General features: G+C 68.2%; 9 protein-coding genes. 4 read left to right on the top strand and 5 right to left on the bottom strand.

All coding sequences use genetic code 11. The features are described 5' to 3' along the window. Positions 1-59: 59 nt before the first annotated feature. The gene (locus BM066_RS08355; RefSeq protein ID WP_255367523.1) at positions 60-2,531 is read right to left on the bottom strand and encodes a beta propeller repeat protein; all 2,472 of its coding nucleotides are present in this window, start codon (positions 2,529-2,531) and stop codon (positions 60-62) included. Positions 2,532-2,811: 280 nt separating this feature from the next. Between BM066_RS08355 and BM066_RS08350 the strand changes: the two genes are divergently transcribed. The 3 genes from BM066_RS08350 (at position 2,812) to BM066_RS08340 (ending at position 6,742) form a co-directional block, all read left to right on the top strand. Then, complete coding sequence (locus BM066_RS08350) at positions 2,812-5,016, top strand: GumC family protein (protein WP_029589446.1); 2,205 nt, start codon at positions 2,812-2,814, stop codon at positions 5,014-5,016. A 164-nt stretch (positions 5,017-5,180) separates the two neighbouring features. After that, the gene (locus BM066_RS08345; RefSeq protein ID WP_029589447.1) at positions 5,181-5,651 is read left to right on the top strand and encodes a VanZ family protein; all 471 of its coding nucleotides are present in this window, start codon (positions 5,181-5,183) and stop codon (positions 5,649-5,651) included. A gap of 224 nt (positions 5,652-5,875) precedes the next feature. Further along, positions 5,876-6,742 (top strand): transglutaminase-like cysteine peptidase, encoded by an 867-nt coding sequence (locus BM066_RS08340; RefSeq protein WP_018113120.1) that lies wholly within the window; start codon positions 5,876-5,878, stop codon positions 6,740-6,742. 64 nt (positions 6,743-6,806) lie between these two features. Here BM066_RS08340 and BM066_RS08335 read toward each other — a convergent pair whose 3' ends face one another. The 4 genes from BM066_RS08335 to BM066_RS08320 all read right to left on the bottom strand — a co-directional run bounded on the left by BM066_RS08335 (position 6,807) and on the right by BM066_RS08320 (position 10,115). Further along, the gene (locus BM066_RS08335) at positions 6,807-7,694 is read right to left on the bottom strand and encodes an SDR family NAD(P)-dependent oxidoreductase (protein ID WP_018113121.1); all 888 of its coding nucleotides are present in this window, start codon (positions 7,692-7,694) and stop codon (positions 6,807-6,809) included. A gap of 109 nt (positions 7,695-7,803) precedes the next feature. Continuing rightward, positions 7,804-7,998, bottom strand: coding sequence for a hypothetical protein (locus BM066_RS08330; protein ID WP_018113122.1), 195 nt, complete (start codon positions 7,996-7,998; stop codon positions 7,804-7,806). Continuing rightward, positions 7,995-8,909, bottom strand: coding sequence for a WecB/TagA/CpsF family glycosyltransferase (locus BM066_RS08325; protein WP_029589448.1), 915 nt, complete (start codon positions 8,907-8,909; stop codon positions 7,995-7,997). The genes BM066_RS08330 and BM066_RS08325 overlap by 4 nt, the downstream gene beginning before the upstream one ends. A 207-nt stretch (positions 8,910-9,116) precedes the next feature. Beyond that, entirely contained in the window at positions 9,117-10,115 is a 999-nt protein-coding gene (locus BM066_RS08320; RefSeq protein WP_018113124.1) for an NADPH:quinone oxidoreductase family protein, read from the bottom strand. Positions 10,116-10,186: 71 nt separating this feature from the next. Between BM066_RS08320 and BM066_RS08315 the strand changes: the two genes are divergently transcribed. Beyond that, on the top strand, positions 10,187-11,065 hold the full coding sequence (locus BM066_RS08315; protein WP_018113125.1) for an isoaspartyl peptidase/L-asparaginase family protein: 879 nt from the start codon (positions 10,187-10,189) through the stop codon (positions 11,063-11,065). Positions 11,066-11,641: the final 576 nt, after the last annotated feature.

Below are 11,641 nucleotides of genomic sequence, written 5' to 3'. Positions count from 1 at the left end.
CCTCGATCTTAAGAAATGTCATTGAAACATTTTGGCTCAAAATTGAGGCCGAGCACGCTTCACAACCCCAAAAAATAGCACTCCCCACCATCCCCGAACGTGTAAGGCCCCGGTTTACACACTGAAGGTTGCCCAAATCGCCATCCCGACCCCTTGAAGCCGAGATAAACACGACCGAACACGTCCTTGTCTGCATCCATGGCGACGACTTCATCCAGGGCGCCGACGGGAAACTCGCCGATCCGCACCCAGTTCACCGCATTGTCTATCGATCGCCACACCCCGTAGCGACCGTCAATCCGCCCCGTGAGATAAATGGCCGGATAGTCCTGTTCGGGCGCGGCCTTGCCGAAGGCGATGTCATGCACCGCCTGCACCCGACGCAATACGGTCCAAGTGCGGCCGCCGTCGACGGACCGCCGAAGGGCCCGATCGCCCGGGTCTGAGACGCCCGATGTGAAGAACAGATGGCCCGCCTGGCCGGGAACGACCCGGAGCTTGGCGCTGTAGCGGCTGCCAGGCGCGATCTCGCCCTTGTAGACCCTCGACCAGTCCGCGCCGCCGTCACGCGTGACCCACAGGCCGGCGAGCCCCGGATTCAGGCCGTCGCCGCTGTGGACCAGGTAGAAGGTCCTGGCCAGCACCTTGTCGGCGGCCAGGGTCTTGCGGTGGAAATAGTAGTCGGCGTGTGAGCCGGTGCTGGGCAGCCGCTCGCCGGGCAGAACCACGCGCCGCCAGGTCCGCCCCATGTCGGTCGTGTAGAAGGGCGACCGGTTGTGGGTGGGCGCCCAGACGATGTTGCGCGCATCGTCGGCCGCGACCGCGATCGCCCCGAACGCCATGCGCCAAGGGTCGGACAGCGCCGTTCCGGGCGGTTGCGGCAAGGTCGCGAACTTCGACCAGGTCCGGCCGCCGTCCTCGCTGTAGCCCGCGAGCACCGCGTCGCCGTCCCCGGAGCAACAATCGGTGCGGGTGTCCGAGGCGTTGGTGACAAAGAAGCCGGGCTGGGCCGGCGTCCAATCCAATTGCTGCGCGGCGATCAGCACCCGCTCCTTGGGACCATAGCCGGTCGAGAAGCGCTCGAGATCGTCGCGTCGATGAATGCCGAAATCCCAAGCCGCGAACAGCGGCAGCTGGCCCGGCGCAGCGCTGACGTCGTTGGCGACCAGCTCCTCGATGCCTCGGACCTGACTTTCCCAGGTGATGTTTCCGAGGGGCCAGGCGATGTCGCCGAAATAGACGCCCGTGCCGGCGGCGTTCCAGAGCCGGCCGGGGACGACGGGGTCGAACACCACCTGGCCGGTGGCGAAGAAACCCTGGTCGGCGACATGAAGCCAGGGCGGCTCGCCCTTTCCGACCCGCGCATTGGTGAGCACGCGAGACCACCGCCGGCCGCCGTCGTCGCTGCGGATCGCGTGACCGCCCTCGTCGAAGACATAGATCGATCCGTCCACCGGATTGACGGCGACGCTGCCGAACGACGCCGGGGTCACGCCGGCCGCCCGCGTCAGGTCCTCCCAGGCTCCTCCCGAGAACTTCCAGATCTTCTTCTGATCGTGATCGACGCCGTAGAACGCCCCGTCGAGACCGAAGGCGCCGTGGCGAAGGGAGGTCGGTTGGGGATCCCAAGGCGAGACCAGGGGCGCGAAGCTTCGGCCGCCGTCGAGCGACCGCGCGACCCCGTCGCCGGCCGACATGGCCCAGATCTGCGCGCCGTCCGGCGCGAACCACAAAACCAGCCCAGGCCTGGGCTGCAGCGCGGCGCGTCCCGGGCCGAGCCCGCCCGGCGCCGTCGCGATCCTGGTCCAGTCCCGGCCGCCGTTTCCCGATCGCCACAATCCGTCGGTCGGCGTGCCCAGCAGCACGAGGTCGGGGTCGCGGGGCGAGACGGCCATGAACGGGCCGTAGTGGCGAAAGGGACTGTTGGCGTCGAAGGTCACCGGCGGAAGGTTGGTCCGGACGAAGCTGCGCCCACGATCGCTCGACCGATAGACCCCGCCGCGGATGGCCATGTAGATCCGATCCGGATCGGAGGGCGCGACCGCGATTTCGTAGACGCCCTCGTTCAGCGTCATCGGCCTGTGATCCTCCGATGGCATGCTCGCCGTCGTGACCAGTTGAAGCCAACGGTTCGCCTCGGGCAGCCAGAGATAGGCGCCGTAGACGTCGGTTCTGACAGTCCGGGTCAAACCCCTTGCGTCGGCGCTATACCCCGTGATGAAGCCTCCCCCTCCGATCGCCACGGGACGCCACGCATAGGCCTGGGCCGTCGCCTCGGCCATGGGCGGCGCGATAAGCCTCGCCGGAACGTCGCCGGAACCCGCCGACTGGTCCGCGGCCAACGCCAGAAGAGCGAGAACGAGCGCCGAGAGCATTATGAAACTCCTGAACACACACCCCCCTGAACGTCCAAGCGGACCCTGGTCGGGACTGTACATCAGCCCACCTCCTACAGGCTTTCCGCAGTCGTTGGTCAACGGAGCTCCGCGGCAAGCTTCGCCGTTACAGAACGTACACGGCGCCCAGCACATAGGCGCTTTTTCATTTCGGGGGTGCGGGCGCCAGAATCCTGACGCGCTTGTTGTCCAAACTTGGTTGACTTCAATTTACCCCTTCGCTTGCGTTCCGGGGGTGTGCTAGTGGAGCCCGGTTTGGCGCTCGCCATACGATGAGACGGAAAAACAGAGAAACGCTTTTGAAAGGTGGGTTGTGAACTATGCATCCACTATCAGGAAGCGGCTCACGCCTTCACTGCGTATTTGTTCATATTGACTAAGCGCAGCCCTTTAGAAACGGATCTGGCGAAGATTAATGGAAAACAGTGTTGATACGCAGCCGCTGACGAACCGCGCCCGCGGGTCTTCTGGCGAGACCATCGATGTTGAACGCCTGATCGCCGCATTTCGGCGTCGCATGTGGCTGTTCCTGGGCGTCGCCGGCCTGATCGCCGCCGCCCTGATGTTCGTGATGCTTCGGCAGACACCGATGTACACGGCGACCGCCAATGTCATGATCAACACGCGTACTGAGAAAGTCGTCGACTCCCAGGCCGTCCTGTCCGGCCTGACGGCGGACACCGGCACGGTCGACACTGAAGTCGAGATTCTCAAGTCGCCGCAGTTGGCCGCGAGCGTCGTCGAGGCCCTCAAGCTCGACCGGGATCCGGAATACAACGCCGCGCTCCAGTCGCCGGGCCTGATCGGCAGCATCCTGGGCGGCAAGAAGGCCGCGCCCGTCGCGCCCGGCTCGGCCGAGGCCGAGAAGCAGGCCGTCATCGCCGCGGTCGGCAAGCAGCTGACGGTTCGTCGCGTGGGCTTGACCTACTCGATCACCATCAGCTTCCAGTCCACCTCGGCCATGAAGTCCGCCACGATCGCCAACGCGTTCGCCGACGCCTACATCCGGTCGCAACTGACCGCGAAGTTCGACGCCACTCGCCAGGCCAACAGCTTCCTGAACACCCGCCTGGACACCCTGCGCACCCAGCTGCAGGAAGCCGATGCGGCCGTCTCCAACTACCGTGTCGCCAACAACCTGCTCAGCTCGGAAGGCACCACGCTCACCGAGCAGGAGATCTCGGCCTATAACCAGCAGCTGGCCCAGGCCCGCGCCCAGCAAGCCGAGGACGAGGCCCGCCTGCGCACCGCCCGCGCCCAGTTGGCCGCCGGCTCCAACGGCGACGACGTCGGCGAGGCCCTGAGCTCCCAGGTCGTGCAGAACCTGCGCGCCCAACGCGCGGTGGTCAGCGGCCGCGTGGCCGAGATGTCCGGCCGTTACGGCGAGCGCCACCCCGACATGGTCCGGGCCCAGCGCGAACTGGCCGATATCGACCAGCAGATCCAGGCCGAAATCCGCCGTATCGTCTCCAACCTCGAAGCCCGCGTTCGCGTCTCGCAGCAGCGCACCGCCTCCGTGGAATCGAGCCTTGGCGGCGCGCGCGGCACCCTGGCCGCCAACAGCGCGGCCTCGGTCCACCTGAAAGAACTCGAAGGCAACGCCGAAGCCGCCCGCAACGTCTATCAGAGCTTCCTGGACCGCTATAAGCAGACCGGCGCTCAGGAAGGCGTCGAGCAGGCCGACGCCCGCGTCGTGTCCCACGCCGTTCCGCCGACCCACCAGAGCTCGCCCAACGTGATGCTGGCCCTGGCGCTGAGCGTCATCGTCGGCGCCGGCGCCGGCCTGGCGGCGATCGTCATCGCCGAGATCATGGACGCCGGTCTGGCGACCTCGGACGATGTCGAGCGCAAGATCGGCCTCGCCAGCGTCGCCTCGATCCCCCTGATGTCGTCGGTCGCCGAAGCGAACGAGCGCGGCATCCAGCCGATCGACTACGTGCTTCGCAAACCGCTCTCCGGTTTCGCCGAGGCCTTCCGCTCGCTGCGCACCTCGATCCTCTACGCGGTGCCCGGCCAGCAAGGTAAGATCGTGGTCCTGACCTCGGCCCTGCCGGGCGAAGGCAAGACCACCACCTCGATCTGCCTGGCGCGCGTCGCCGCCCAGGCCGGCAGCAAGGTGCTCCTGCTCGACTGCGACCTGCGCCGCCGGGCCGTCACCCGCACCCTGGGCCTGACGCCAGAGAAGGGCCTGGCCGAGGTGCTGCACGGCGCGGCGTCGCTGGAGAGCGCGGTGCTGCTGGACCAGGCCTCGGGCGCCTACGTCCTGCCGCTGGCCCACACCGCCTCGTCCACCGAGGACATCTTCGGCCTGGCGGCGATGGACCAGCTCCTGGCCCGCGCCCGCGCCTCGTTCGATCTGGTCATCCTCGACACCGCGCCAGTGCTGGCCCTGGCCGACACCCGGATCCTGGCGGGCAAGACCGATCTGGTCGTGCTGCTGGCCCGCTGGCGCAAGACCCCGGCCCGCGCCATCGGCGCCTCGGTCCGCCTGCTTCAGCAGGCGAACGCCCAGATCGCCGGCGTGGCCCTGACCCAGGTCGACATGAACGCCCAGTCCAAGCACGGCTACGGCGACGCCGGCTACTACTACGACGAATACAAGAAGTACTACGCGAGCTAGAAAGACCCGCCGGTCTTTTTTGGAAAAGCCCGTCGCCGTCCGGCGGCGGGCTTTTCTTTTGCCCCATCGATAAATTTCCAAGTATTATCAGGCATTAATCATAGGAATTTACCAGTAATTGAAGTCGATGAGGGAATGTGCGCGAGTTAAGGAGCACCCCCTCGATGTTGACGCCGCGCACTCTGCAACGATGCTTTAAAGCCTTCTTCGCGATCGCGTTCGCCAGCCTGATGGTGGTGATGCTGGGTCCGTTCCAGGACCTCGAACTGCGGTTCGGCTTCACCGACAAGGAAGCCCACGCCATCGCCTTCTTCGCGGTGACCAATGCGCTCTTCATCATCGCGCCCCGCCGGCGACGGACCGACCTGGCCGTGGTCGCAGCCGCGCTGGGCCTGGCCATCGAACTCCTGCAGGGCCTGACAGGCCGCGACATGTCGCTGGCTGACTTCATCGCGGACACGGCGGGGATCGCCGCGGCCGTTCTGCCGGGCATGGTCGAGCGCCTGCGCCATCAGCTTCGCGCCCACCCCGACCTCAGCGTCCGGCAGCTCCGGGCGATGGACAGGCGCAAGCGCCGCCGTCACCGTCCCGCTCCCGAGGGGCGGGGCGCGGCCTCCTCGGCCAACCCAGCCTGATCGGCCTGTGCGACCTCAGAAGCCGGCGACGTCCCCGACGTCGCCGGCTTTTTCGTTGCGCGCGCCAAGATCAAGCCATGCAGCAACGCTTACTCGTCTAGGTAAAATCCCTTATTGAATAATGGGGAATTTACTATGTCTATATACTTCTATTTACCCATCCATCTACGCCGGTTGTTATGTTTTGTTGGTGATATTTACTCCCGAACAGGGGATGAATATCCATGCGCAACTGGCCTGCCCTCAGCCTTCTGGTTCTTGCGTTCGCTCCGGCCCTGGCCGTCGCGGCGCCGATGAAGGTTGCGCCGCCCATGCCGCTGGGCGCCCCCACCGCCGCGCCGGTCGGCTTCGCCGACCTCTGCCAGCGCCAGCCCATCGAGTGCGTGGACGGCATCCGCGGCGGCGAGATCGACGCCAGCCAGGCGGCCAAGCTCGCCGAAGTCCGTCAGTGGGCCGGCCAGGCCCGCTGGGCCGCCTTGTTCGGGCGCACGACCGCCGAGCTCAGCGAGGCGCCCGCCTCGGCCTTCCCGGGCTACATCAACCGCCCGCTCGCGCCGCGGCCCGTCCCGAACCTGTTCGAACCCATCGCCCCCGCCTTCACGGAAGAGGCCGAGCAGGCGGCGGCCGAAACCCCCGCCCCGGCGGTGGAGGACGCCCCGGCGGTGGAGGACGCCCCGGCGCCCCCGATCGTCAGCGCCTTGAGCGACCGCGAGTTGCAGCGCATCAACACCCAGATCAACCGCTCGATCCGCCGCTCCGACGACTACGCCGCCTATGGGCGCGCCGACTACTGGGCCGCCGGCGTCGACCACGTCAAACGCGGCGACTGCGAGGACTACGCTCTGGCCAAGCGGCGGGCGCTGATCGAGGCCGGCGCTCCGGGCGAGGCCTTGTCGATCGCCATCGTCCGCACCTTCCACGGGGAGATGCACGCCGTGCTGCTGGTGGCCACCAGCGAGGGCGAGGTCGTGCTCGACAACCTGTCGCCCTGGATCGTGCCCTGGAACGAAGCGCCCTATCAGTGGCTGGACCGCCAGGCCCCCGGCGCGCCCACGAAGTGGGTTCATGTTGGCGTGGGCGTGCGCTCCTAAAGGATCCAACCGAAGCGGACGCCGGCTCGCACGCCCCCGACCGATCAGACTCGCCGCACCGACTTCACCGGCCCTGCCCGGCGATCATCGCCGCCCGCATCTGCTCGGCCTGTTCGGGCGTGATCCCCATGGCCGACAACAGGGGCGAGGGGGCGGCGTGGTCCCAGGCGTGGCGGCCGCCGATCGTGACGCCGCCGTCGACCACGATGTGCGTGCCGGTCACGAACTCGGAATCGTCGCTGGCCAGATAGAGCGCCGCCCGGGCGATGTCGTCGGGCAGGCCGGCCTTGGGGATCGGCTGGATCTTCGGCCCGACCTCGGCCACCCGGGCCGCCATCTGGTCGGCGACCTCACGCGACAGGCCCATCGACGCCCCGAAGATCGAGGTGGCGATCAGACCGGGGCAGATGGCGTTGACCCGGACCTTCAGCGGCGACAGCTCGGCCGCCGCGCAGCGGCTCAGGTGGATCACCGCCGCCTTGGCCGTGGAATAGGCCAGGGGTCCGAAACCCGCCTGCAGGCCGGCGATCGAGGCGGTGTTGACGATGCTGCCGCCGCCGCGCTCCAGCATCAGCGGCAGGGCGTGCTTCATGCCCAGCACCGGACCGCGCAGCAGCAGGGCGAAGGTGGCGTCCCAGCCCTCGGCGGTCATGTCGGCCACGCCGTTGGGCGCCCCGCCGTGACCGGCGTTGTTGAACAGGATGTCGAGGCCGCCGAACGCCTCCTGGGCCAGGGCCATGGCCGCGGCGATCTGGCTTTCGTGAGTGACGTCGCAAGGGGCGAAGCGGACCTGGCCGGGGAAACGCTTCTCCAGCATCTCGCCCTTCTCGGTCTGCACGTCGGCGGCGACGACCTTCGCGCCCTGAGCCGCGAACAGCTCCACCGTCCCCAGCCCGATGCCCGAGCACCCGCCGGTGATCACCGCGACCTTGCCGTCCAGACGTCCCGTCATGCGCCGCTCCCTTTGGCCGCGCGCGGCCTCTGGAAGGGCGGGCCGCTGCGTCAGGCGCGGCTATCCTGGCGCGGCGCGGCGCGCCTGGCCAGGACTAAGTGAACGACGTTCAGGCTTGTTGACCGGCCGGCGACGGCTGCGGCCGGTTGAACACCAGGTTAAACAGCAGCCAGACCGCGCAGGGCAGCAGAACGACGGCCCAGGCCAGGACAAGTCCGGCCAGGCCGAAGATCGCCGCGACGCGTTGCGCGATATTGGGTTCGGCCTTGCGGCCAGGCGACGGCATGTAGATTTTCAGGCTCATTGTCCCCCCAGAACATCAGAGCGCGCCAAATCCGACGCCCGCACATACTCCGCGCGAGCGTCCGCAGCTTTACCGGAAACGGCCTGCCGCGCCAAGGCGCGGCGCACGTCCCGCAGGGCCGGGCCCATCAGGTGCCACGGTTCCACGCAATAGCGGGTGAACAGGCGCCGCGGATCGACCACCAGCCGGAACAGCCACTCCATGCCCACCTGCCCCATCCAGCGGGGCGAAGGACGCTGGACGCCGGCCTCGTAGTCGAACGCCCCGCCGACCGTGAAGGTCACGCAGGGTCCCAGCTTGGCCTTGTTCTCCAGCACCCAGACCTCCTGGCGCGGCATGCCCATGCCGACCAGCACGATGTCGGGCCGATAGTCGTTGATCGCGTCGACCACCGCCTGGTTCTCGGCCGAGCCGGGCGTGACGTCGAAATAGCCGTGGTGGGTGCGGATCCGCGCGCCCGGCCAGTCGGCCTGGATCCGCGCCGTCGCCTTCTCGCCGACGCCCGGGGCGCCGCCGACGAAGAACACCTTCCAGTTCTCGTGGATGGCCCGCTCCCAGAACGCGTCGCGCCAGTCCAGATAGGTGCAGCGGTGGAACCGGCGGCTGGCCCGGCCGACGATGCGCGCCCAGAAGATCAGCGGCACGGAGTCGACCTCGATCAGGTCGGACGTGCGGAAGAACTCGGCGATCTTCTCGTCCCTGCGGATCAGGTACAGGCTGTGGAGGTTGTGGTTGGCGACCACGGCGCTTTCCCGCGCGGCGATCTTGCCCGCCACGAAGTGGAAGACCTCCTCGGGACGGACCAGGTCCATCGACCCGCCAAGCACCTGCACGCGCTCTTCAGGGCGGCGGTTCATACGGAAGTTCTGACGCACCTCTGGAGAGGAAGCGTCTCTCGCTGGAAGAAACATCTTGGCCCAACTCCGACAACTTGGAGCATAGGTCTACAGGAACAGGCTTAGCCTTTTCCCAAGAAGGATGATTAGCGAGACTTAACCTTGAGGTTGTGCATTCAGGAACGATTTACCATTTAAGCAACTGACGACGCAGACAGACCAGGCCCTTTGAAGACTTCGATTTCGGAGACCATGAATCCGCCTGTGTCGCGATGTCGCGGACTATTCGTTGACGACCACGACCTTGCCCATGGCCTTGCGGCTGGCCAGGTGGGCGATGGCGTCGCCGGCCCTGGCCAGCGGGAACCGCTCGGAGACATAGGGCCGGATCTTGCCCGCCGCATAGAGGTCCATCAGCTCGCGGACGTTTTGGGCGTGGCCCTCGGGATCGCGGGCCACCGCCGCGCCCCAGAACACCCCGACGATGTCGCAGGACTTCAGCAGGGTCAGGTTCAGCGGGATCTTCGGGATGCCGGACGGGAAGCCGATCACCAGGAAGCGGCCGTTCCAGCCGGCCGCGCGGATCGCCGCCTCGGAATAGTCGCCGCCGACCGCGTCATAGGCCACGTCCCAGCCGCCCGGACCGCAGGCGTCCTTGATCAATGTCGCCAGGGCCTTCTGGCCGTCCTTGTCGAACGGGCCGCGCGGATAGACCACGCCGGCGTCGGCGCCGCGGCTGACGGCCAGGTCGACCTTCTCCTGGCTGGAGCAGGCGGCGATCACCCGCGCCCCGGCCGCCTTGCCCAGCTCGACCGCCGCCAGGCCGACGCCGCCGGCCGCGCCCAGCACCAGCAGGGTCTCGCCGGCCTTCAAGCGGCCGCGGTCCTTCAAGGCGTAGTAGGAGGTGCCGTAGGTCAGGATGAAGGCGGCGGCCTCGTCGAACGGCATGCCGTCGGGGATCGGCGTGCAGCGCGCGGCGTCCAGCGCCACCTGTTGGGCCATGCCGCCCCAGCCGGTCGAGGCCAGCACCCGCTGGCCGACCCGCAGGGCCGTGACCCCCTCGCCCACCGCCGTGACCACGCCCGACACCTCGCCGCCGGGGGCGAACGGCCGCTCGGGCTTGAACTGGTACTTGTCCTCGATGATCAACACGTCGGGATAGTTGACGCCGCAGGCCCTGACCTCCAGCACCACCTGGCCCGGACCGGGACGCGGATCGGGCAGGTCTTCCAGCACCAGGGTCTCGGGTCCGCCGACCGCCTTGCTGAGCACCGCCTTCATCTCGCCTCTCCCTGCGTTTGTCTTTATGAGCGGCCGGACGCTAGCGCACGCCGGACGGCCAAGGAAGCAGAATGTCAAACAAACGTTTTACCCTCGCCCTGCACGGCGGCGCGGGGGCCAAGCGCGGCCACGACTACGGCGTCGAGATCGCCCACATGCGCGGCTTGGTCGAGGCGGCGCGCGAGCGGCTGGCGGCGGGGGCCAGCGCCCTGGACGTGGCCGTCGAGACCGTCGTCGCCCTGGAGGCCAGCGGCCTCTACATCGCCGGCAAGGGCGCCTCGCCCAACGCCGACGGCGCCTACGAGCTGGACGCCAGCCTGATGGACGGCGCCACCCTGCGCGCCGGGTCGGTGGCGGCCCTGCAGGGCTTCGAAAGCCCGATCCTGGCGGCCCGCGCGGTGATGGAGCGCACCCCGCACGTGATGCTGGCCGGCGAAGGGGCCATGGCCTTCGCCCGCGAGCAGGGCCTCAAGGCGATCGCCGATCCGACCACCTGGTTCACCCAGGCCGGGGCCTTCGAGGCCAATCACGCCCCAGAGGTCCTGCCGACCGGCACCGTCGGCTGCGTGGTCCGCGACGCCGAGGGGCGCCTGGCCGCCGCGACCTCGACCGCCGGGGTGTTCGGCAAGCTGCCAGGCCGGGTCGGCGACAGTCCGATCATCGGGGCCGGCGCCTGGGCCGACGGCCATGCGGCGGTGTCCTGCACCGGCCAGGGCGAATACTTCATCCGCACCGCCGTCGCCGCCCAGATCGCCCACCGGGTGCGGTTCGGCGGCGAAAGCCTGGACAGCGCCGCCCGGGCCGCCATCCAGGGCGTGGCCGACCTCGGCGGCCACGGCGGGCTGGTCGCCGTCGACCGCGACGGCAACGTGGCCATGCCGTTCGCCTCGAGCGGCCTCAAGCGCGCGGCGCTGCTGCCGGACGGGACGATCGTGGCCGAGGCGTTCTAGGGGTCCCGGCGCACCGCCCGCGATCCCCCTCCGGCCCTCCGGGCCACCTCCCCCAGAGGGGGAGGATCTGATCGGCCGCCGCGCCGCATAGATGCTCCCCCTCTGGGGGAGCTGTCGCGAAGCGACTGAGGGGGCCTCTCGCAGGCGCGATTTCGCGCTCACGCGCTTTCGCTGCGATGGGTGGGAAGGGTGCGAAGCGCCCGGGCCTCGCCCGGAGTAGCTTTGATGTTGTGTACCGTTTCGACGAAGGGCAGGCGCTTCGCGTGCAGCCGTTATCCGGAAGCCTTCGGATCGCGGATTTTTAACCCGCTCCGATGGAGGCCCCCGACGGGCGGAAGGTTGACGACCCTTCCGGACCGCCTGGGCGATTTCAGCCCAGGCCTGCCGCGTCCGCCGATCCTTCGCCGCCGGGCTTCGTCCTGTGTTGCAAGGAACCTGCCCAGGACGCCCGAAGCGTCACTCAAGACCACCGGCGAGCGCTTCCCGCTCGTCCACCCCCGAAGGCCGCTCGGTCGCCGGCCGGACGCCCTTCCCGTGCCTTCAGGTGGGACCAGTATGGGGGTGGTCTGGAAGGGT

This window comes from Caulobacter sp. UNC279MFTsu5.1 (assembly GCF_900114015.1).
In the GTDB taxonomy this organism is placed as follows: domain Bacteria; phylum Pseudomonadota; class Alphaproteobacteria; order Caulobacterales; family Caulobacteraceae; genus Caulobacter.
Note: the sequence above shows the minus strand (reverse complement) of the source record. Positions and strands in the feature narration are given on the sequence as shown.

Excerpts from the sequence above, each read along its gene's own strand:
- BM066_RS08355 (WP_255367523.1), bottom strand. The coding sequence starts at position 2,531 with ATGTGCTGGGCGCCGTGTACGTTCTGTAACGGCGAAGCTTGCCGCGGA.
- BM066_RS08350 (WP_029589446.1), top strand. The coding sequence starts at position 2,812 with ATGGAAAACAGTGTTGATACGCAGCCGCTGACGAACCGCGCCCGCGGG.
- BM066_RS08345 (WP_029589447.1), top strand. The coding sequence starts at position 5,181 with ATGTTGACGCCGCGCACTCTGCAACGATGCTTTAAAGCCTTCTTCGCG.
- BM066_RS08340 (WP_018113120.1), top strand. The coding sequence starts at position 5,876 with ATGCGCAACTGGCCTGCCCTCAGCCTTCTGGTTCTTGCGTTCGCTCCG.
- BM066_RS08335 (WP_018113121.1), bottom strand. The coding sequence starts at position 7,694 with ATGACGGGACGTCTGGACGGCAAGGTCGCGGTGATCACCGGCGGGTGC.
- BM066_RS08330 (WP_018113122.1), bottom strand. The coding sequence starts at position 7,998 with ATGAGCCTGAAAATCTACATGCCGTCGCCTGGCCGCAAGGCCGAACCC.
- BM066_RS08325 (WP_029589448.1), bottom strand. The coding sequence starts at position 8,909 with ATGTTTCTTCCAGCGAGAGACGCTTCCTCTCCAGAGGTGCGTCAGAAC.
- BM066_RS08320 (WP_018113124.1), bottom strand. The coding sequence starts at position 10,115 with ATGAAGGCGGTGCTCAGCAAGGCGGTCGGCGGACCCGAGACCCTGGTG.
- BM066_RS08315 (WP_018113125.1), top strand. The coding sequence starts at position 10,187 with ATGTCAAACAAACGTTTTACCCTCGCCCTGCACGGCGGCGCGGGGGCC.